The 22,403-nt window shown below is 53.4% G+C and carries 19 protein-coding genes; 17 read left to right on the forward strand and 2 right to left on the reverse strand.

Features of this window, described 5'->3' with window-relative positions:
• Nucleotides 1-3 precede the first annotated feature (3 nt).
• On the reverse strand, nt 4-603 hold the full coding sequence (gene yfbR / locus BV494_RS01620) for a 5'-deoxynucleotidase (protein WP_104921268.1): 600 nt from the start codon (nt 601-603) through the stop codon (nt 4-6).
• 114 nt (nt 604-717) lie between these two features.
• Nucleotides 718-1,932 carry a pyridoxal phosphate-dependent aminotransferase gene (locus BV494_RS01625; RefSeq protein WP_104921269.1) on the reverse strand — a complete coding sequence of 405 codons (1,215 nt, stop codon included), beginning with the start codon at nt 1,930-1,932 and terminating at the stop codon, nt 718-720.
• Between the two features lie 985 nt (nt 1,933-2,917).
• Between BV494_RS01625 and lrhA the strand changes: the two genes are divergently transcribed.
• From lrhA to menF, 17 genes are all read left to right on the forward strand, one after another.
• Complete coding sequence (lrhA, locus tag BV494_RS01630; protein WP_104921270.1) at nt 2,918-3,862, forward strand: transcriptional regulator LrhA; 945 nt, start codon at nt 2,918-2,920, stop codon at nt 3,860-3,862.
• Nucleotides 3,863-4,564: 702 nt separating this feature from the next.
• Nucleotides 4,565-5,008 (forward strand): NADH-quinone oxidoreductase subunit A, encoded by a 444-nt coding sequence (locus tag BV494_RS01635; protein ID WP_104921271.1) that lies wholly within the window; start codon nt 4,565-4,567, stop codon nt 5,006-5,008.
• A 22-nt stretch (nt 5,009-5,030) separates the two neighbouring features.
• On the forward strand, nt 5,031-5,705 hold the full coding sequence (locus BV494_RS01640) for a NuoB/complex I 20 kDa subunit family protein (RefSeq protein ID WP_013574590.1): 675 nt from the start codon (nt 5,031-5,033) through the stop codon (nt 5,703-5,705).
• 81 nt (nt 5,706-5,786) lie between these two features.
• Complete coding sequence (gene nuoC, locus BV494_RS01645) at nt 5,787-7,586, forward strand: NADH-quinone oxidoreductase subunit C/D (protein WP_104921272.1); 1,800 nt, start codon at nt 5,787-5,789, stop codon at nt 7,584-7,586.
• 2 nt (nt 7,587-7,588) lie between these two features.
• The gene (nuoE, locus tag BV494_RS01650) at nt 7,589-8,125 is read left to right on the forward strand and encodes an NADH-quinone oxidoreductase subunit NuoE (protein ID WP_226790007.1); all 537 of its coding nucleotides are present in this window, start codon (nt 7,589-7,591) and stop codon (nt 8,123-8,125) included.
• Nucleotides 8,122-9,483, forward strand: coding sequence for an NADH-quinone oxidoreductase subunit NuoF (gene nuoF / locus BV494_RS01655; protein ID WP_104921273.1), 1,362 nt, complete (start codon nt 8,122-8,124; stop codon nt 9,481-9,483). Before nuoE ends, nuoF begins: the two co-directional genes overlap by 4 nt.
• Nucleotides 9,484-9,627: 144 nt before the next feature.
• Nucleotides 9,628-12,354, forward strand: coding sequence for an NADH-quinone oxidoreductase subunit NuoG (gene nuoG, locus BV494_RS01660; protein WP_104921274.1), 2,727 nt, complete (start codon nt 9,628-9,630; stop codon nt 12,352-12,354).
• Nucleotides 12,351-13,328 (forward strand): NADH-quinone oxidoreductase subunit NuoH, encoded by a 978-nt coding sequence (gene nuoH, locus BV494_RS01665; RefSeq protein WP_104921275.1) that lies wholly within the window; start codon nt 12,351-12,353, stop codon nt 13,326-13,328. Before nuoG ends, nuoH begins: the two co-directional genes overlap by 4 nt.
• A gap of 14 nt (nt 13,329-13,342) precedes the next feature.
• The gene (gene nuoI / locus BV494_RS01670) at nt 13,343-13,885 is read left to right on the forward strand and encodes an NADH-quinone oxidoreductase subunit NuoI (RefSeq protein WP_104921276.1); all 543 of its coding nucleotides are present in this window, start codon (nt 13,343-13,345) and stop codon (nt 13,883-13,885) included.
• Nucleotides 13,886-13,897: 12 nt separating this feature from the next.
• The gene (gene nuoJ / locus BV494_RS01675; protein ID WP_104921277.1) at nt 13,898-14,455 is read left to right on the forward strand and encodes an NADH-quinone oxidoreductase subunit J; all 558 of its coding nucleotides are present in this window, start codon (nt 13,898-13,900) and stop codon (nt 14,453-14,455) included.
• Nucleotides 14,452-14,754 carry an NADH-quinone oxidoreductase subunit NuoK gene (gene nuoK, locus BV494_RS01680; protein WP_004936014.1) on the forward strand — a complete coding sequence of 101 codons (303 nt, stop codon included), beginning with the start codon at nt 14,452-14,454 and terminating at the stop codon, nt 14,752-14,754. Before nuoJ ends, nuoK begins: the two co-directional genes overlap by 4 nt.
• Nucleotides 14,751-16,598 (forward strand): NADH-quinone oxidoreductase subunit L, encoded by a 1,848-nt coding sequence (gene nuoL, locus BV494_RS01685; RefSeq protein ID WP_104921278.1) that lies wholly within the window; start codon nt 14,751-14,753, stop codon nt 16,596-16,598. Before nuoK ends, nuoL begins: the two co-directional genes overlap by 4 nt.
• Before the next feature lie 97 nt (nt 16,599-16,695).
• Nucleotides 16,696-18,225: an NADH-quinone oxidoreductase subunit M gene (gene nuoM / locus BV494_RS01690; RefSeq protein ID WP_104921279.1), complete on the forward strand. Its 1,530-nt coding sequence runs from the start codon at nt 16,696-16,698 to the stop codon at nt 18,223-18,225.
• Between the two features lie 6 nt (nt 18,226-18,231).
• Nucleotides 18,232-19,692 carry an NADH-quinone oxidoreductase subunit NuoN gene (gene nuoN / locus BV494_RS01695; RefSeq protein WP_104921280.1) on the forward strand — a complete coding sequence of 487 codons (1,461 nt, stop codon included), beginning with the start codon at nt 18,232-18,234 and terminating at the stop codon, nt 19,690-19,692.
• A gap of 193 nt (nt 19,693-19,885) precedes the next feature.
• Nucleotides 19,886-20,401: a DUF1097 domain-containing protein gene (locus BV494_RS01700; RefSeq protein ID WP_104921281.1), complete on the forward strand. Its 516-nt coding sequence runs from the start codon at nt 19,886-19,888 to the stop codon at nt 20,399-20,401.
• Between the two features lie 104 nt (nt 20,402-20,505).
• Complete coding sequence (locus tag BV494_RS01705) at nt 20,506-20,814, forward strand: DUF883 family protein (RefSeq protein ID WP_104921282.1); 309 nt, start codon at nt 20,506-20,508, stop codon at nt 20,812-20,814.
• A 230-nt stretch (nt 20,815-21,044) separates the two neighbouring features.
• Nucleotides 21,045-22,385, forward strand: coding sequence for an isochorismate synthase MenF (menF, locus tag BV494_RS01710; RefSeq protein WP_104921283.1), 1,341 nt, complete (start codon nt 21,045-21,047; stop codon nt 22,383-22,385).
• Nucleotides 22,386-22,403 lie beyond the last annotated feature (18 nt).

The raw sequence follows: 22,403 nt of genomic DNA on the forward strand, positions 1-22,403 counted from the left end.
TTATCAGAGCGGGGAATCGAGGCTGATTTCATCCAGTGACAGACTGAAGCTCGGGATAAAGACTTCCATGAAGTAATCCATTTCCGGGCTTTTTCTGTCGGCCAGTGTTTTCTCCAGACGCGCTTTTGCCAGCGTAAATTCGTTATTACCCGCAGACAATTCTTCCAGACATTTCAGGTAAGCACACAGGGCATCGGCCTGTTTTACCGTCAGTTTTTCTTCTTCCGAATAGTAATGCTCGTCAATCAGCGGACGAAAATCTTCCTGCAATTCTTTGGGCAGCATTTCTATCAGCTTTTGCTGAGCAATTTTCTCGATTTTTTTGTATTCGTGGGCAATTTGCGGATTGTAATACTTGATAGGCGTCGGCATATCGCCGGTCAGTACTTCACTGGCATCGTGGTACATCGCCAGCAGGGCAACGCGTTCGGGACTGAGATTGCCGCTAAATTTACGATTTTTGATCACGGCTAATGCATGAGCCACAAAGGCGACCTGGAGGCTGTGTTCGGACACATTCTCGGTGCGGACATTGCGCATCAGCGGCCAGCGGCTGATCAGTTTAAGACGGGAAAGGTGGGCGAAAAAATGGCTCTGACTCATAGCACTCTCAATAACAACGGTGAATGAAAGTCCATTGTGAGCAGTGCGAAACCGTTATGCAAATGCGGAAATACGCAGAAAGAAAAAAGGGCGCAGATATCTGCGCCCGGATCATTACTGACGGTAGGTTTCGAGGAAACGGCCAAACTTGTTCACTGCCATTTCCAGTTCGTCCACGCGTGGCAGCGTGACGATGCGGACGTGGTCGGGGTAAGGCCAGTTAAATGCGGAACCCTGAACCAGCAGTACTTTTTGCTGTAGCAGCAAATCGAGCACCATTTTCTGGTCATCGTGAATATTGAAACGCTTCGCATCAATACGCGGGAACATATACAACGCGCCTTTCGGTTTCACGCAGGACACGCCAGGGATCTGGTTAATCAGTTCCCACGCGCGGTCACGTTGCTCAACCAGACGCCCGCCTGGCTGAATGAACTCGCTGATGCTCTGGTAACCGCCCAGCGCCGTCTGAATGGCGTGTTGCATCGGTACGTTGGCGCATAAGCGCATAGAGGCCAGCATTTCCAGACCTTCTATATAGCCTTTGGCGTGCTTTTTCGGGCCGTTCAGCACCATCCAGCCCTGACGGAAACCGGCAACGCGGTAGGTTTTTGACAGACCATTAAAGGTCACGGTCAGCAAATCCGGTGCCAGCGATGCAATGGAAATGTGCTGCGCTTCGTCGTACAGGATCTTGTCGTAGATTTCGTCGGCAAAAATGATCAGGTTATGTTCACGCGCAATCTCGACGATCTGCATCAGCAATTCTTTGCTGTAAACCGCGCCGGTCGGATTGTTCGGGTTGATGATCACAATGCCACGGGTGCGCGGCGTGATCTTGTCACGAATGTCGGCGATATCCGGGAACCAGTCGGCGCCTTCATCGCACAGGTAATGCACCGCGTTACCGCCGGAGAGAGAAACCGCAGCGGTCCACAACGGATAATCGGGGGCAGGCACCAGCATTTCATCGCCCGTGTTCAGCAATGCCTGCATTGACTGAACGATCAGCTCAGAAACACCGTTACCGATGTAAATGTCTTCAACCGTGATGTCGCGCATCTCGCGCGCCTGATAGTGCTGCATGATTGCTTTACGTGCAGAAAACAGGCCTTTTGAATCACAGTAGCCCTGTGAGGTCGGTAAGTTGCGGATAACGTCAATCAGGATTTCATCAGGCGCGTCAAAACCGAACGGGGCGGGGTTACCGATGTTCAGTTTGAGGACTTTGTTGCCTTCTTCTTCAAGACGTTTTGCTTCTTTGAGCACCGGGCCGCGAATGTCATAACAGACGTTGTCCAGTTTGTGGGATTTTTCAATCGGGGACATGTAAATGGGAGCCTTTTGCAGTAAAGCCTGTTCTTCCCTGGCGCGTAGCAACCGTAGAACAGTGCGAAGGACTCAATTTACTCCCCCGGAGCGGGTGTGAGAAGGGCTGCGCACTGTTTTGGTGAAAAACAGCAGTAATGCAGTCTGAGGTGGGTTTTTACCTTGGCTGACAGGATGGTAAATGGTGTTTAATTCTTATTGTTTTTGTTTTGGTGATTTTTTATTTGGCAAATGGTCGATTTGTAACCGATAAATTCACTGTTTTTGCTGCACTGTGATCGCCGTTTAAAAGTAGCGATTGCCTTTTTATTGAACAGAACATCATGAAAACTTACCAAAGCTCGACTAATTCTGAAAAAAAAATGTAACCTCGTGATTATCAGTGAAAAAAGCTTAACGAGAATTAGTTTTATTTATCTAATGATTAATAGTAAGTGCTGGATAAATGATCATGACATGGGAATATCTGAATCCTATTCTTTTTAGAATAAGTGAATGCTTTCTGACATATATTTAATAAAAATCGCTATAAACAAAATTTGATAAAACGAGAAAAATCTTAATGTTCATTCAACTAATGACGTGAAGCATGAAAAGCTTATTCACATGACTTGATGAATTTATTAGATTATATTTTTATATCCCGGTTTCATTAGTTAATTTAGCTTATGTTTTGTTGAGGAAAGCCGCGCCATTGTCAGGTCTTTGTCAATGACGGGCGGTGGCGTGAGGTTTGTGGAACGCTTTGCAGGGAGAGGCTATATTAAATAAGACGCTCTAATCATTCATGCTTTGTGCAGAATTATTGTGTGCGCTTTTAATGGTTCGATGCTCACAAAGTGGAAAACTTTCATGCACAAATATTTCTCAATTTCACTTATCAAATGCGTGAGTATCTGCCATATCTGGTATTCTGCTTTTTGCGGGTACTTTGACGCACCATCAGGGTAGCTTGTTATTAGATTCTATAAAGTGAAGAAAAACTATGACAATTGCAAATCGTCCAATCCTCAATCTCGATCTTGACCTGTTGAGGACATTTGTAGCTGTTGCTGATTTAAATACGTTCGCTGCGGCTGCTGCTGCCGTGTGTCGTACTCAGTCAGCGGTCAGCCAACAGATGCAACGTCTAGAACAACTCGTTGGAAAAGAACTGTTTGCCAGACATGGACGCAATAAATTATTAACTGAACACGGTATTCAGTTATTGGGGTACGCCAGGAAAATTCTTCGTTTCAACGACGAAGCTTGCACCTCTTTGATGTACAGCAATATTCAGGGCGGGATAACGATTGGTGCGTCAGACGATACGGCTGACACTATCTTACCTTTCCTGCTCAGCCGCGTGACCTCGGTCTATCCGAAGCTGTCTATTGATGTTCGCGTCAAACGCAGCCCGTTTATGTTGTCGATGCTGGAAAGTGAGGAAGTCGATTTGGCCATCACGACGATGACCACTACCGACCATCCGCACATCGTCCTGCGGACTTCGCCAACATTATGGTACTGCTCGGCTGATTTCGCCTATCCGTCAGGGGACAGTGTCCCGCTGGTGGTGCTTGATGAGCCCAGCCCGTATCGTATGATGGCGATAGAGCATCTTAATCAGGCGGGCATCCCATGGCGTATTGCTTATGTCGCGTCAACACTGTCTGCAATCCGTGCCGCCGTTCGTGCAGGGTTAGGTGTGACCGCACGGCCGATTGAAATGATGAGCCCGGAACTGCGTGTTTTGGGCGAGCAGGATGGTTTGCCACGGCTGCCGGACACCCAGTACGTGCTGTACAAAAACGCCCGTTGCGAAAATGAACTGGCGATGGCGATTTTCAACGCTGTTGAGCAAGGGAATGATCCTTATTCTCTCAGTGCCTATGGTCCGCGTCCCGTTGTGGATGACGATCATGAGTTCCTGACAGACTCTCAAAGTTAAAAATAACCCCGGCTTTACCTTCCGCCTCCGAGCATCGGGGCGGGGGTAAAGGCTTCACCCTCTTTAGAGGTAGAAAAGTCATATTTTTAGCACTTTCATTTAATAACTCTCCTCAAACTTGATTTTTCCTGCATTAATGCCTTTTATTTCCTGCTATGACTGTCATCTTCGTTGACTATCACTTCACTAAATGACGCAAAATCCTGAGTTTTTTTAGGTTAAAAAATTGCATCAATTTTTTCCGCAATTCGCTTGTCGTTTTTTGAAAATCCACAAAACTTGTTAAATGTGTGGCCTTTTTTCTCCCAAAATTGACAGAACTCTGACATGGATCAAAAAAATACCCCCATTAAGAGAGTGGAAGCGCTGACTATTCCTGCGACAATAGGAAAGTCCGAAAGATGTCATAACTCCCATCCCAGGCTTATGCTTTATCACGGTATTTAACTGACACGATTTAGCTTATGTACCGTCGCATGATATGTTAATTAAATGCTAAGCATGTAAACTAGTGTGGAGATACCTTTGTCAAAGTTGACAAAAGGTTATAGAAAAGGGTAAAAAGCCCACAACAAATCACTGGCTTAATGCCTTGTTGAGCCGTGAACTGTGTGGTTATTAATCCTTCCCTTGAATCGATGTGGTGCGCAAACTGCCGACCCTAAGAGCAGATGCCAAAGTGCCACTTTTGATGAGTAAGCAATGAGTATGTCAACAGCCACTGAAGTCATCGCTCAACACTGGGCGTTCGCCGTTTTTCTTATCGTTGCCGTTGGGCTGTGCTGCCTGATGTTACTGGGCGCCGCGTTTCTTGGCGGGAGAGCCAGAGCACGCTACAAAAACACGCCTTTTGAATCAGGTATCGCCTCGGTGGGCACTGCCCGTCTGCGCCTTTCCGCCAAGTTCTATCTGGTCGCAATGTTTTTCGTCATCTTCGACGTTGAAGCCCTGTATCTCTATGCATGGTCAACGTCAATCCGCGAAAGCGGCTGGACGGGATTCGTTGAAGCCACCATTTTCATTTTGGTACTGCTGGCCGGTTTGTTCTATCTGGTGCGAATTGGCGCACTCGACTGGACGCCAACACGTTCGAAAGGACCTGTGAAACCAAGCCCGGCAATTAATACCAACAATCACCCTCAGTAAGCAGTCATAGCGAGGCATTAAGATGGACTATACGCTCACCCGCATAGACCCGGACGGTGAGAACGACCGTTACCCTCTGCAGTCTCAGGAGGTCGTCGGCGATCCTCTTCAGGAGCAGGTTAAGCGCAGCGTTTTCATGGGAAATCTCCAGGAATCACTGCACGGCATGGTGAACTGGGGACGCAAAAATTCCCTCTGGCCCTACAACTTCGGCCTTTCCTGCTGCTACGTCGAAATGGTGACGTCATTCACTGCGGTGCATGACGTTGCGCGTTTTGGGGCAGAAGTTCTGCGTGCATCACCCCGTCAGGCTGACTTCATGGTGGTTGCAGGGACCTGCTTCACCAAAATGGCCCCGGTTATTCAGCGCCTATATGACCAGATGCTGGAACCAAAATGGGTGATTTCGATGGGTGCCTGTGCGAATTCCGGCGGCATGTACGATATTTACTCTGTGGTGCAGGGCGTGGATAAGTTCCTGCCTGTCGACGTGTATATCCCGGGTTGCCCGCCGCGTCCGGAAGCCTATATGCAGGCATTACTGCTGCTGCAGGAATCTATCGGTAAAGAACGTCGCCCATTGTCATGGGTTGTCGGCGATCAGGGTGTTTACCGCGCGAATATGCAGTCTGAAAAAGAGCGTAAACGTGCTGAGCGTATTGCCGTGACAAATCTGCGTTCGCCGGACGAGATTTAACACTGCGGTCTGAGAGTCAACCCTGAGGGGTGAGGTGTCCCCCTTACGGCATAAATGACCATTTAGTGTGGTGAAAAAAATATGACAGATTTGACGACGCAAGATTCAGCCCTGCCAGCATGGCATACCCGTGATCATCTCGATGATCCGGTTATCGGCGAATTGCGTAACCGTTTTGGGCCAGAGGCCTTTACTGTTCAGGCAACCCGTACCGGAATTCCCGTGGTATGGTTCAAGCGCGAACAGGTACTGGAAGCGATTACCTTTTTACGAAAACAGCCAAAACCTTATGTCATGCTTTTCGACTTGCATGGCTTTGATGAGCGTTTACGTACACACCGCGACGGTTTACCGGCTGCGGATTTTTCCGTTTTCTACCACCTGATTTCTGTCGAGCGTAACCGCGACATCATGATCAAAGTGGCGTTGTCAGAAAACGATCTCCATGTTCCGACCGTCACCAAGGTGTTCCCGAACGCCAACTGGTACGAGCGCGAAACCTGGGAAATGTTCGGTATTACCTTCGATGGCCACCCGCACCTGACGCGCATCATGATGCCGCAGACCTGGGAAGGTCACCCGCTGCGTAAAGATTACCCGGCGCGCGCCACCGAGTTCGACCCTTATGAGCTGACTAAGCAAAAAGAAGAACTCGAGATGGAATCGCTGACCTTCAAGCCGGAAGACTGGGGCATGAAGCGCGGTACCGACAACGAGGACTTCATGTTCCTCAACCTCGGGCCAAACCACCCGTCTGCGCACGGTGCGTTCCGTATCGTATTGCAGCTTGATGGTGAAGAAATTGTCGACTGCGTTCCGGACGTCGGTTACCACCACCGTGGTGCTGAAAAGATGGGCGAACGCCAGTCCTGGCACAGCTACATCCCGTATACCGACCGCATCGAATATCTTGGCGGCTGTGTTAACGAAATGCCTTACGTTCTGGCGGTTGAAAAACTGGCCGGTATCGTGACGCCTGACCGCGTTAACACGATTCGCGTGATGTTGTCTGAACTGTTCCGCATCAACAGCCACCTGCTGTACATCTCTACGTTTATTCAGGACGTGGGCGCAATGACCCCCGTGTTCTTCGCCTTTACCGATCGTCAGAAAATCTACGATCTGGTGGAAGCGATCACCGGTTTCCGTATGCACCCGGCCTGGTTCCGTATTGGTGGCGTTGCACATGACCTGCCGAAAGGCTGGGATCGTCTGCTGCGTGAATTCCTTGACTGGATGCCAGCGCGTCTGGATTCCTACGTCAAAGCGGCACTGAAAAACACCATTCTAATTGGCCGTTCCAAAGGCGTGGCGGCGTATAACGCTGACGACGCTCTGGCCTGGGGCACCACCGGTGCTGGCCTGCGCGCAACGGGTATTCCGTTCGACGTGCGTAAATGGCGTCCATACTCCGGTTACGAAAACTTCGACTTTGAAATCCCGACCGGCGATGGCGTCAGTGACTGCTATTCCCGCGTGATGCTGAAAGTGGAAGAGCTTCGTCAGAGCCTGCGCATTCTGGAACAGTGCTACAAAAACATGCCGGAAGGCCCGTTCAAGGCGGATCACCCGCTGACCACGCCGCCACCGAAAGAGCGCACGCTGCAACATATCGAAACCCTGATCACGCACTTCCTGCAGGTGTCGTGGGGGCCGGTCATGCCTGCGCAAGAGTCTTTCCAGATGGTTGAAGCCACCAAAGGGATCAACAGCTACTACCTGACCAGTGACGGCAGCACCATGAGCTACCGCACGCGCGTCCGTACGCCGAGCTTCCCGCATTTGCAGCAGATCCCGTCCGTAATCCGTGGCAGCCTGGTATCCGACCTGATCGTGTATCTGGGCAGTATCGATTTTGTAATGTCAGATGTGGACCGCTAACGATGACAGATATCAACAAAGACTCAGAAGTTCAGTACATCAACGTCAGCGAGCCTGTTGCGCCGCCGGTGTTCGTGCTGAGCGATGCTGAACGTGAAGCGATTGAACACGAAAAACATCACTACGAAGATGCCCGCGCGGCGTCTATCGAAGCGTTGAAAATCGTGCAGAAAGCGCGTGGCTGGGTACCAGACGGCGCAATCTACGCGATCTCCGATGTTCTGGGCATTCCCGCCAGCGACGTTGAAGGTGTGGCGACATTCTACAGCCAGATCTTCCGCCAGCCGGTGGGCCGCCATGTGATCCGTTACTGTGACAGCGTGGTGTGCCACATCACCGGTTATCAGGGGATCCAGGCTGCTCTTGAACAACAGTTGCACATCAAGCCGGGCGAAACGACCGAAGACGGGCGCTTCACCCTGCTGCCGACCTGCTGCCTCGGGAACTGTGACAAAGGCCCTTCAATGATGATTGATGAGGACACGCACAGCCACCTGACGCCAGAAGCGATCGGCTCGCTACTGGAGCGCTACGCATGACCTATACACCCCGACATATCGAACGCACGCCAGAGATGCATCCGCTGACCTGGCGTATGCGCGATGACAAACAGCCTGTCTGGATTGATGAATACCGTAGCAAAAACGGTTACGTCGGTGCGGAAAAAGCGCTGAAAGGCATGGCGCAGGAAGAAATCGTCAATTTGGTGAAAGACGCAGGCCTGAAAGGGCGCGGCGGTGCAGGTTTCTCCACGGGTCTGAAGTGGAGCCTGATGCCGAAAGACGAAAGCATGAACATCCGCTATCTGCTGTGTAACGCCGATGAGATGGAACCGGGCACGTATAAAGATCGCATGCTGATGGAGCAAATGCCGCACCTGCTGGTGGAAGGCATGTTGATCTCCGCGTTCGCGCTGAAATCTTACCGTGGCTACATTTTCCTGCGTGGCGAATACATCGAAGCCGCCGTGAATCTGCGTCGCGCAATCGAAGAAGCCACAGCTGCGGGCCTGCTGGGTAAAAATATCCTCGGCACCGGTTTTGATTTTGAACTTATCGTTCACACCGGTGCGGGTCGCTACATCTGTGGTGAAGAAACCGCGCTGATTAACTCGCTGGAAGGCCGTCGCGCCAACCCGCGTTCCAAACCACCGTTCCCGGCTTCTGCCGGTGCCTGGGGTAAACCGACCTGTGTCAACAACGTCGAAACCCTGTGTAACGTGCCTGCAATCCTTGAGCACGGCGTGGACTGGTACAAAGGTATTTCTGCGGGCAAAAGTGAAGATGCCGGGACCAAACTGATGGGCTTCTCTGGCCGGGTGAAAAATCCGGGCGTATGGGAACTGCCATTTGGTACGACGGCGCGAGAAATCCTCGAAGAGTATGCCGGTGGCATGCGCGATGGTTTAACCTTCAAAGCCTGGCAGCCGGGCGGGGCAGGGACTGACTTCCTGACCGCTGACCATCTCGACCTGCCGATGGATTTTGCCAGCATTGGTAAAGCCGGAAGCCGTCTGGGTACGGCGCTGGCGATGGCGGTGGATAACGAAATCGGCATGGTCCCGCTGGTGCGTAACCTCGAAGAGTTCTTCGCCCGTGAATCCTGTGGCTGGTGTACACCGTGCCGCGACGGTTTGCCGTGGAGTGTGAAAATTCTGCGCGCGCTGGAACGTGGCGAAGGCCAGCCAGGGGATATCGAAACCCTTGAGCAGCTTTGCCGCCAGCTGGGTCCGGGCAAAACCTTCTGCGCACACGCGCCGGGTGCCGTGGAGCCATTGCAGAGTGCGATTAAATATTTCCGGGAAGAGTTCGAGGCGGGTATCGCCAAACAGCATTACAACAATGCGCGGGCGATTGGCGGTATTCAGCCAAACAACCTGCTCAAACAACGCTGGTAGTGAAGGCAACAGACGGCGGACGTGAGCCCGCTGTGCGCGAATTCCCGGAACAAGGGACGCGCTGCCAACAGGACAGACGCCAACCCGGCAAGAATTTTTGATTAACGCCCGCCGTCAGGTGGGCCACGTGGAAGCATGCTGACTATGGCTACGATTCATGTAGACGGCAAAGAATACGATGTAGACGGAGCGGACAACCTGTTACAGGCTTGCCTCTCTCTCGGCCTCGATATTCCTTATTTTTGCTGGCATCCGGCGCTGGGAAGCGTCGGCGCTTGCCGCCAATGTGCGGTTAAGCAATACCAAAATGCGGAAGACACGCGCGGTCGTCTGGTGATGTCATGTATGACACCAGCGTCTGATGGCACCTTCATTTCCATCGACGACGGAGAAGCGAAAGAATTCCGTGAAAGCGTCGTGGAATGGCTGATGACCAACCACCCGCATGACTGTCCGGTGTGTGAGGAAGGCGGTAACTGTCACCTTCAGGATATGACGGTGATGACCGGCCACAGTATGCGCCGTTACCGCTTTACCAAACGTACCCATAACAACCAGGATCTCGGTCCGTTCATCTCGCATGAAATGAACCGTTGTATCGCCTGCTACCGTTGTGTCCGTTACTACAAGGACTACGCGGACGGCACTGATCTGGGTGTGTATGGCGCGCACGACAACGTCTATTTCGGTCGCCCGGAAGATGGCCCGCTGGAAAGCGAGTTCTCCGGTAACCTGGTAGAAGTGTGTCCGACCGGCGTGTTCACCGATAAAACGCACTCCGAACGCTACAACCGTAAATGGGACATGCAGTTTGCGCCAAGCATCTGCCAGCAATGTTCTGTTGGCTGTAACACCAGCCCTGGCGAGCGTTATGGCGAACTGCGTCGTATCGAAAACCGCTACAACGGTACCGTAAACCACTATTTCCTCTGCGACCGTGGTCGTTTCGGTTATGGCTACGTAAACCTGAAAGATCGTCCGAAGAAACCCCTGCAATTGCGGGGTAACGACTGGATCGAACTGAACGCTGAACAGGCGATGCAGGGTGCGGCGGATATCATCCGTCAGGCGAAGAAAACCATCGGTATCGGTTCTCCGCGTGCCAGCCTGGAAAGCAACTTTGCGCTGCGTGAACTGGTTGGGGCAGAAAACTTCTACACAGGCATTAACGCGGCAGAACAAGGGCGTTTGCAACTGATGCTCAACGTTCTGCGCAACAGCGGCGTTCACACGCCAGCGCTGCGTGAAATCGAAGAATATGATGCGGTTCTGGTGCTGGGCGAAGATTTAACCCAGACCGGTGCACGTATCGCGCTGTCTGTCCGTCAGGCGGTGAAAGGTAAAGCGCGCGCGATGGCGGCGGCACAACGTGTTGCCGACTGGCAAATCGCGGCAGTGCAAAACATCGGCCAGCACGCCAAGCATCCGTTGTTCATCACGAACGTGGACAACACCAAGCTTGATGATATCGCGGCTTACAATTACCGTGCGCCGGTCGATGAACAGGCGCGTTTCGGCTTTGCTATCGCCCATGCGCTGGATAATTCTGCACCGGCGGTTACCGATCTGGCTGAAGGCCTGAACAAGAAAATCGACGTGATCGTGCAGGCGCTGACAGGTGCCCGCAAGCCACTGATCATCACCGGTTCTAACGCCGGTTCTGATGCGATTATCGAAGCGGCAGCCAATATCGCGAAAGCACTGAAAGTGGCGGGCAGCAATGTCGGCATCACCTTCGTGGCTTCTGCGGCCAACAGCATCGGTTTGTCGATGATTGGCGGCGGCACGCTGGATGACGCCCTTGAGCTTCTGACCCGCGGCGACGCTGACAGCGCCATCGTGATGGAGAATGACCTTTACCGTCAGGCTCCGGCAGCGAACGTGGACGCGGCATTAGCGAAAGTGCAAAACCTGCTGGTCGTTGACCATCAGCGCACCCGCATCATGGATAAAGCCAGCCTGATCCTGCCTGCGGCAAGTTTTGCCGAAAGCGACGGTACGCTGGTGAACCAGGAAGGCCGCGCACAGCGTTTCTTCCAGGTTTATGACCCGGCTTACTACGACACCACCGTTTCCATGCTGGAAAGCTGGCGCTGGATGCACTCGCTGCATTCCACCATCAACAGCCGTCATGTGGACTGGACTCAGCTTGACCACGTTATCGACGCCTGCGTTGAAGCACTTCCACAGCTGAAAGGCATGGTGGAAGCCGCGCCAAACGCCAGCTTCCGTATTCGTGGTCAGAAACTGGCACGTTCTCCGCACCGCTCAAGTGGCCGTACCGCAATGCGCGCCAACATCAGCGTGCACGAACCGCGTCAGCCGCAGGATAAAGACACCATGTTTGCCTTCTCGATGGAAGGGAACAACAGCCCGACAGCCAACCGCAATCAGGTGCCATTCGCCTGGGCACCGGGCTGGAACTCACCGCAAGCCTGGAACAAATTCCAGAGCGAAGTGGGCGGCAGTCTGCGCCACGGTGATCCGGGTGTGCGTCTGATTGAAGCAGGGGAGGGTAACCTCGACTACTTCACCGGTATTCCGGCGGCCTTTACTGCGCAGAGTGATATCTGGCGTGTTGCGCCTTACTATCACCTGTTTGGCAGTGAAGAAATGACTCAGCGTTCTGCGGTTATTCAGCAGCGTATGCCACAACCTTATGTGATGGTTAACCCGGCCGATGCCGCTCAGTTAGGCGTGAATGCCGGTTCTCAGGTGGAATTCACCTGTGCCGGTCAGCAGCTCAAACTGCCGGTTCGTCTGAGTGAAACCCTCAATCCGGGCCAGCTTGGCCTGCCGCTGGGCTTACCGGGTATTCCGCCGGTGCTGGTTGGCGCAACGGTTGAAAATCTGCGGGAGGCAGCACAATGAGCTGGTTTACACCTGTTGTGATCGATTCGTTGATCGCTATCCTGAAAGCCATTGTGATCCTGCTGGTCGTCGTGACCTGCGGGGCCTTCATGAGTTTCGGCGAGCGTCGCTTGCTGGGTCTGTTCCAGAACCGGTACGGACCAAACCGTGTCGGCTGGGGCGGTTCCCTGCAGCTCGTGGCTGACATGATTAAGATGTTCTTCAAGGAAGACTGGGTTCCGAAATTCACCGACAAAGCCATCTTTACGCTGGCCCCGATGATTGCGTTTACGTCCCTGTTGATCTCCTTTGCGATCGTGCCGGTCAGCCCGACCTGGTTCGCCGCAGACCTGAACATCGGTATCTTGTTCTTCCTGATGATGGCCGGTCTGACCGTCTATGCGGTGTTGTTCGCTGGCTGGTCCAGTAACAACAAATACTCGCTGCTGGGTGCGATGCGTGCATCAGCCCAGACCCTGAGCTACGAAGTGTTCCTCGGCTTATCGCTGATGGGCGTTGTGGCGCAGGCGGGGTCATTCAACCTGCAAGACATCGTGAATTCGCAGGCGCACCTGTGGAATATCATTCCGCAGTTCTTCGGTTTCGTGACCTTTGCGATTGCCGGTGTTGCGGTGTGTCACCGTCACCCGTTTGACCAGCCGGAAGCCGAGCAGGAACTGGCCGATGGTTACCACATTGAATATTCCGGTATGAAATTCGGTCTGTTCTTCGTGGGGGAATACATCGGTATCGTGACTGTCTCTGCGCTGATCGTCACCTTGTTCTTCGGTGGCTGGCAGGGACCGTTCCTGTATCCGGTTATCTGGTTTGCATTGAAAACAGCGTTCTTCATGGTGATGTTCATTTTGATCCGTGCGGCTTTACCGCGTCCCCGCTACGACCAGGTGATGTCATTTGGCTGGAAAGTTTGCCTGCCATTGACCTTGCTTAATCTGCTGGCGACCGCTGCGGTCATCTTGTACAACGCGCAATAAGGGGTGATGAAACCATGACATTGAAAGACATAGTGGTCGGGTTCGGTACCCAGGTTCGCAGCTTGTGGATGATAGGCTTACACGCCTTCGCCAAGCGCGAAACCCAGATGTACCCTGAAGTTCCGGTCAATCCACCTCCGCGTTACCGTGGCCGTATCGTGCTGACGCGCGACCCGGACGGCGAAGAGCGCTGCGTTGCCTGTAACCTGTGTGCGGTAGCCTGTCCGGTAGGCTGTATTTCTCTGCAAAAAGCAGAGCATAAAGACGGTCGCTGGTACCCGGAATTCTTCCGTATCAACTTCTCACGCTGCATTTTCTGCGGTCTGTGTGAAGAAGCGTGCCCGACAACAGCCATCCAGCTGACGCCGGACTTCGAAATGGGTGAGTTCAAGCGCCAGGATCTGGTGTACGAAAAAGAAGATCTGCTGATTTCAGGGCCGGGTAAATATCCGGAATATAACTTCTACCGGATGTCCGGTATGGCCGTTGACGGTAAGCCGAAAGGCGAAGCGGAAAACGAAGCCAAACCGATCAACGTCAAAGGTCTGTTGCCTTAAGGAGCCGCAAGCATGGAATTTGCATTTTATATTGCAGCCCTGGTGGCCGTATTGGCGACTTTGCGTGTTATCACGCACACCAATCCGGTGCATGCACTGCTGTATCTGATCGTCTCTCTGCTGGCGATTGCTGCGGTCTTCTTCTCGCTCGGTGCTTACTTTGCCGGTGCTCTGGAGATCATCGTTTACGCCGGGGCCATTATGGTCCTGTTCGTGTTCGTGGTGATGATGCTGAACCTTGGCAACGTCGAGGAACAGGAACGCGCGTGGCTGAAACCCGCGACCTGGATCGGGCCTTCCATTCTGTCGGTCATTCTTCTGGTGGTCATGATCATGTCAATTCTCGGATTGCATGAACACGGCATCAAAGGCGACATGATTGACGCGAAAGCTGTGGGTATCGCACTGTTCGGGCCTTACGTTCTGGCGGTTGAACTGGCGTCCATGTTGCTGCTGGCCGGTCTGGTGGTAGCGTTCCATATTGGTCGTGAACACAAAGCGGGCGAAGTCTTTGGTGATGCACCGGTCACGACAGAAATGGCAAAAAGAAAAACGGAGGAGAGAGCATGATCCCTCTACAACATGGCCTGATTCTGGCTGCAATTCTCTTTGTTTTGGGGCTGACCGGTCTGCTGGTTCGCCGTAATCTGCTGTTTATGCTGATCAGTCTGGAAGTGATGATCAACGCGGCAGCGCTGGCGTTTATCGTGGCGGGAAGCTATTGGGGTCAGGCGGACGGGCAGGTGATGTACATTCTGGCCATCAGTCTGGCTGCGGCGGAGGCCAGTATTGGTCTGGCATTGCTGCTGCAACTGTATCGCCGTCGCCATACCCTGAATATTGATACTGTCAGTGAGATGCGCGGATGAACTTACTCTATTTAACAATTCTGTTCCCGCTGATTGGCTTTATTTTGCTGGCCTTCTCACGCGGTCGCTGGTCTGAAAACACGTCGGCAACGGTGGGCGTGGGTTCCATTGGTCTGGCTGCACTGACCACTGTTTATGTCGGCATCAACTTCCTCAGCCAGAAAGCGGCGGGCGTTGAAATCTTCAACCAGACATTGTGGAACTGGATGCAGGTCGGAGATTTCAACATTTCCGCGACGCTGACGCTCGACGGTTTGTCGATGACCATGCTGTCCGTGGTCACCGGCGTCGGTTTCTTCATCCACATGTTCGCGTCCTGGTACATGCGCGGTGAAGAAGGCTACTCACGCTTCTTCGCGTACACCAACCTGTTTATCGCCAGCATGGTGATTCTGGTACTGGCAGACAACCTGTTGCTGATGTACCTCGGTTGGGAAGGTGTGGGCCTTTGCAGTTACCTGTTGATCGGTTTCTACTACTCCAATCCGGCTAACGGTGCGGCAGCGATGAAAGCATTCATCGTGACCCGCGTCGGTGACGTGTTCCTGGCTTTTGCACTGTTCATCCTTTACCGCGAACTGGGTACGCTGAACTTCCGTGAACTGATGGTGCTGGCACCGCAGAAACTGGCGGTTGGCGACACGGCAATTACCTGGGCAACCCTGATGTTACTGGGTGGCGCAGTGGGTAAATCTGCACAGCTTCCGTTGCAGACCTGGCTGGCAGATGCCATGGCCGGTCCGACACCGGTTTCCGCGCTGATCCACGCCGCGACCATGGTAACCGCCGGTGTTTACCTGATTGCACGTACTCACGGCCTGTTCCTGATGGCACCGGAGATTCTGCATCTGGTCGGCATTATTGGTGCGGTGACGCTGGTGCTGGCAGGTTTTGCGGCGCTGGTGCAAACCGACATCAAACGCGTTCTTGCCTACTCGACCATGAGCCAGATTGGTTACATGTTCCTGGCGCTGGGCGTTCAGGCGTGGGATGCCGCCATCTTCCACCTGATGACGCACGCATTCTTTAAAGCCTTACTGTTCCTTTCTTCCGGTTCGGTCATTCTGGCCTGCCACCACGAACAGAATATCTTCAAGATGGGGGGATTACGTAAATCCATTCCGCTTGTTTATATCTGTTTCCTGGTTGGCGGCGCGGCACTTTCCGCCTTACCTATCATCACTGCGGGCTTCTTCAGTAAAGACGAAATCCTCGCAGGTGCGCTGGCTAACGGCCATCTGAACCTGATGGTTGCCGGTCTGGTGGGGGCGTTTATGACCTCGCTGTACACCTTCCGCATGATCTTCATCGTGTTCCACGGCGAAGAGAAAATCAAAGCGCATGCGGGTAAAGGCATCACTCACCACCTGCCGCTGCTGGTGTTACTGGTTCTGTCCACCTTTATTGGCGCGATGATTGTTCCGCCATTGAAAGGTGTTCTGCCGGAAACCACTGAGCTGGCGCATGGCAGCGTGCTGACCCTGGAAATCACCTCTGGCGTGATTGCGATTGCCGGTATCCTGCTGGCGGCTGCCCTGTACCTGGGTAAACGCTCACTGGTTAACAGCATCGCGAAAAGCGCACCGGGCCGGTTCTTCACGACCTGGTGGTTCCATGCCTGGGGCTTCGACTGGCTGTACGACATGATTTTCGTCAAACCGTATCTGCTGGTGGCGAAACTCCTGCAACGTGACCCGCTGAACTCAATGATGAATTTGCCTGCGATCTTTGCCCGTTTGGGTAACCGCGGTCTGACATTGAGTGAAAATGGTCAGGTGCGTTGGTATGTCGCGTCAATGGGGCTCGGTGCAGTGATTGTTCTGGCGCTGCTGCTGGTGATTTAAGCCTGCATTACGGGTGTAACTGTCAATGCCGGTCCGTTGGTGTAACGGGCCGGCAAGTGAAATAGCCTTCGGGCATAAAAGAAGGGAACGACACGCCATGCTATTACCTTGGCTAATATTTATCCCCTTTATCGGCGGGCTGCTGTGCTGGCAGACTGAGCGCTTTGGGAGCAAAGTTCCGCGCTGGATCGCGTTAATTGCGATGGGGCTGACGCTGGCTCTTTCCGTGCAATTGTGGTTGCAGGGAGGGTATTCATTAACGACGCCTGCGGGCATTCCACAATGGCAGTCCGAATTCTCGGTGCCGTGGATCCCACGTTTTGGCATCAGTTTCCATCTGGCGCTGGACGGTTTGTCCCTGCTGATGGTCGTGCTGACCGGTCTGCTGGGCGTGCTGGCGATCCTCTGTTCGTGGCGTGAAATCCAGAAATATCAGGGCTTCTTCCACCTGAACCTGCTGTGGATCCTCGGCGGCGTGATCGGCGTGTTCCTGGCCATCGACCTTTTCCTGTTCTTCTTCTTCTGGGAAATGATGCTGGTGCCGATGTACTTCCTGATTGCCTTGTGGGGTCACAAAGCATCAGACGGTAAAACGCGTATCAGCGCAGCAACCAAATTCTTCATTTATACGCAGTCCAGTGGTCTGGTGATGTTGATTGCCATCCTCGGACTGGTGTTCGTGCACTACAACGCCACCGGTGTATGGACATTCAACTATGCCGACCTGCTGAAAACGCCGATGTCGCATAACGTTGAATATCTGCTGATGCTGGGCTTCTTCATCGCCTTCGCGGTGAAAATGCCGGTTGTGCCTTTGCACGGCTGGTTACCGGATGCTCACAGCCAGGCACCTACCGCCGGTTCCGTTGACTTAGCGGGTATTTTGCTGAAAACCGCGGCCTACGGGATGTTGCGTTTTTGTCTGCCACTGTTCCCGGAAGCCTCTCATCAGTTCGCGCCGATTGCCATGTGGCTGGGTGTGATTGGTATCTTCTACGGTGCGTGGATGGCGTTCTGCCAGACCGACATCAAACGTCTGATTGCTTACACCTCGGTTTCGCACATGGGCTTCGTGCTGATTGCGATTTACACCGGCAGCCAGCTGGCGTACCAGGGCGCAGTGATTCAGATGATTGCACACGGTCTGTCCGCAGCCGGGATGTTCATCATCTGTGGTCAGCTTTACGAACGTCTGCATACCCGTGATATGCGCCAGATGGGCGGATTGTGGGGACGCATTAAATACCTGCCCGCGTTGTCACTGTTCTTTGCCGTGGCGACCTTAGGGATGCCGGGTACCGGTAACTTTGTGGGTGAATTCATGATCCTGTTTGGCAGCTTCCCGGTTGTCCCGGTGATCACTGTCATCTCGACCTTCGGCCTGGTGTTCGCTTCGGTGTACTCCCTGGTGATGATGCAGCGCGCTTACTACGGCAAAGCAAAATCCGACGAGCCGCTGCAAGGCATGACCTCACGCGAACTGTCGATCATCCTGTTACTGGTGGTATTACTGGTGGCGCTGGGTCTGTTCCCGCAGCCAATTCTGGATACCTCGGGTGCCGCGATGAGCAACATTCAGCACTGGTTCGGGTCTTCAGTTTCCACTATTTCAACGACAAGGCCGTAACTCGCCATGACATTTACACTTCAAAATCTGATCGCACTGTTACCGCTGATGATCGTCGGATTGACGGTGGTGGTGGTGATGCTGTCCATTGCGTGGCGACGCGACCATTTTCTCAATGCCACACTGACAGTCATCGGGCTGAACGTTGCCTTACTTTCCCTTTACTACGTTGGGCAGGTCGGGCCGCAGGATGTCACACCGCTGCTGCGTGTTGACGGTTATTCGATGTTCTACATCGGGCTGGTGTTGCTGGCGAGTCTGGCAACCAGTACGTTTGCTTACCCGTGGCTGGCCGGTTATCCGGACAACCGTGAAGAGTTCTACCTGTTAGTACTCATCGCGGCCATGGGCGGCATTCTGCTGGCCTGCTCTAACCATCTGGCGTCAATGTTCCTGGGGATCGAACTGATTTCCCTGCCATTGTTTGGCCTGATCGGTTACGCCTATCGCCAGAAACGTTCGCTCGAAGCCGCCATCAAATACATGCTGCTGTCTGCGGCTGCTTCTTCATTCCTGCTGTTCGGTATGGCGCTGCTTTACGCACAATCCGGTGATTTGTCCTTCGTATCCTTGGGCAAAAATCTGGGCGACGGACAGATGCTGCATCAGCCGCTGCTGATGGCCGGTCTGGGCATGATGATTGTTGGTCTGGGCTTCAAACTGTCACTGGTTCCTTTCCACCTGTGGACACCGGACGTGTATCAGGGCGCACCGGCACCGGTTTCGACTTTCCTGGCGACTGCCAGCAAAATCGCTATCTTTGCCGTGGTTATGCGTTTATTCCTGTACGCACCGGTGGCTGACAGCGAGGCCATCCGCATCGTTCTGGGCATTATCGCCTTCTGTTCGATTCTGGTCGGTAACCTGATGGCGATCAGCCAGAGCAACATCAAGCGTCTGCTCGGTTACTCGTCAATCGCTCACCTGGGCTATCTGCTGGTGGCGCTGATTGCCGTGCAAACGCATCAGTTGTCGATGGAAACTGTCGGTGTGTATCTGGCCGGTTACCTGTTCAGCAGCCTCGGCGCGTTTGGCGTGGTCAGCCTGATGTCCAGCCCGTATAAAGGCCCGGACGCTGAATCGCTGTTCTCCTACCGTGGCCTGTTCTGGCACAAACCGATTTTGTCAGCGGTGATGACCGTGATGATGCTGTCACTGGCCGGTATCCCGATGACGCTCGGCTTTATCGGTAAGTTCTATGTGATTGCGACCGGCGTGACCGCGCATCTGTGGTGGCTGACCGGCGCTGTGGTTGTCGGTTCTGCGATTGGTCTTTACTACTACCTGCGCGTGACCGTGAGCCTGTATCTCAGCGCGCCGGAAACGCTGGTCCGTGACACCCCGAACAACTGGGCGTTAACGGCAGGCGGCGTGGTGGTGCTGATTTCCGCGATTCTGGTGTTGTTGCTGGGTATCTTCCCGCAACCGCTGATTTCGCTGGTGCAGATGGCCCAACCGATGCTCTGACAGCCCGTGCGATAAACGACGAAGCCGCTCACCTGAGCGGCTTTTTTAATCGAAAAGCTTTAATTATGTGATGCAAATCACATTTATATGTACGTTCAGCTAATCATTACATCAATTTTGTGATCTTCCCCATTCCATTCTTCCCATCAATGCGTAAACTGCGCGCTTGTTCAAATTTGTGCAGGTTTTAAACATGAATGTTTTAGTGATGATCGCAATCACCACCGGGATCCTCTCCGGTCTCTGGGGCTGGGTCGCTGTCAGTCTGGGTTTGATTGGCTGGGCAGGTTTCCTGGGCTGCACGGCGTACTTCGCCTGCCCGCAGGGCGGATTGCGCGGACTCGTGATCAGCACGCTGACCTGCATGAGCGGCGTCTTCTGGGCAGTCGTCATTATTGCGGGCAGCGCGATGCGTCCGGAACTGAGCATTCTCGGTTATATGCTGACCGGCGTTGTTGCTTTCCTCATGTGTATTCAGGCCTGGCAGCAATGGCTGGCTTTTGTGCCGGGCACCTTTATCGGCGCGTGTGCGACATTTGCCGCGCAGGGCGACTGGCGTCAGGTGGTGCTCTCGCTGCTGATCGGGCTAGTATTCGGTTATGCGATGAAAAACAGTGGATTATGGCTGGCAAAAGAGCGTGAAAAATCGCGTGCGCAGCCGGAAAAAACCGCTGTTTTTACGAAAACCAAAGGGTCAGAAGGTTCTTAAAACCTCCGGTTTTACGGCAGTTTATGCGGATCCGGCGGGCATTTATTCCCATTCTGCGCTAGGGTTATAAGCAGTGTGAACTTTCACCTCATAAGGAGATAACCATGGCTGACCAATTTGAGACACAGCAGAACTCGTTAGATGACGATTTGCGTATGCTGACTGAAACGCTGGAAGAAGTGCTGAAATCTTCCGGTGATAAAGCTGATGAGAAGTATGTTCAAATCAAAGCCCGTGCGGAGAATGCACTCAAAGACATCAAATCACGCATCGATCCGCAGGCTCGCTCTTATTGTAAAAAAGCCCGCGTCGTTGCAGAACAAACTGACAGCTATGTGCGCGAAAACCCATGGCACGGCGTCGGTGTTGGCGCGGCCGTAGGTCTGGTGGTTGGCCTCCTTCTGCGTCGCTAATCCCGCCGAGCAGGAGCGGTTCTCGCTGCTCCTGCTGCCTCACGTTTGATTACTCCTTTCCCTCCTCCTATACTCCCTCTTAGCTAACATCACTCACTTCAGCTTGATCTGTCGCATATTTTCATTTTTCGTATCACCGCATAATTCATCCGTAATTGATCCAACCCGTTTTTTGATCCAGAAGGGTATTTCTGCCCGTCACAAAACATCCGGTATGGCCCGAGGTAGCGGTGAAACAAATATCAGCCATCATTGAACAGCTTGATACAGCGCTCGCAGGCGAATGGCCTGATACCGCGGGTATCCGGCAGTTCAGTTATTCCCTGCAAAAACAGCCTGACACCGGCCTGCTTGAATGGTTGTCCGCACAACCGTGCTATCCCAAATTCTACTGGCAGCAGCGCGATGGCAATGAAGAAGCCGCCGTGTGTGGCGATGTCTGCGCATTTGGCAACATGTCGCAGGCGCAGGCTTTTATTCGCGAGCATCAGGATGTTCCCGATTTACATCTCTGGGGGCTAAACGCGTTCAACGCAGACAATGATGACGCCGACTTTGCCGCCAACGCACTCTTCCTGCCACGCATTGAACTCTGCCGTAAAGGCACGACCTACTGGCTGCGCTGTACCGTTTTCAGTAGCCGTTCATTGCGTGATGAAGCGCGCCGCACCCGTCTGTTCCTGCGCTCGCTGGTCGCCAGCCGGGATTTACCGCCGATCGCATCCCGCGTCATACAGCACCAGCATCTGCCCGCTCAGCCGCAGTGGAACGAACTGATTTCACAGGCGCTGACCTGCATTGAACAGCAGCAATTCGACAAAGTCGTTCTCGCCCGCAAAACTACCTTAACGCTCAGCCAGCCGCTGAACGCCTGCGCTTTTCTAGCCGCCAGCCGCGAAGTGAATCATCACTGCTACCACTTCATGCTGGCGTTTACACCGCAGCAGGCTTTTTTGGGCTCCAGCCCGGAACGTCTCTTCCTGCGCGACCATACTGAATTATTCACAGAAGCGCTGGCAGGCACTGTCGCCAATCATCCTGATGATGATGAAGCACAAGCACTGGGCGAATGGCTGCTCAATGACGGCAAAAATCAGCGCGAGAATCTGCTGGTGGTTGATGATATTTGCCAGCGTTTGCAGGGCGGGGCGCATTCTCTGGATGTGATGCCCGCTGAGATTTTGCGGTTGCGTAAAGTCCAGCATTTGCGCCGCAGCATTCACGGCGAACTCGCCGAAGCTGATGACGCCGGATGCCTGCAACGCCTGCAACCGACAGCGGCGGTGGCCGGCTTACCGCGTCAGGCGGCGCGTGAATTTATTGCCCGTTATGAGCCTTTTGACCGCCAGTGGTACGCCGGTTCTGCCGGATATCTCAGCACCGAACAAAGTGAATTTACCGTGGCATTACGTTCTGCAGCGGTAAAAGGATATCAGCTGGAACTTTACGCCGGGGCGGGGATTGTCGCCGGTTCAGACGCTGCACAGGAATGGCAGGAAATCGAAAACAAAGCCGCAGGGTTGCGGACTTTGTTGGAAGAGCATTACACGCCTGCCGTTCAGGCCGGATAATCCTTTGCCGGAGTGAGT

This window comes from Rahnella sikkimica (assembly GCF_002951615.1).
GTDB lineage: Bacteria > Pseudomonadota > Gammaproteobacteria > Enterobacterales > Enterobacteriaceae > Rahnella > Rahnella sikkimica.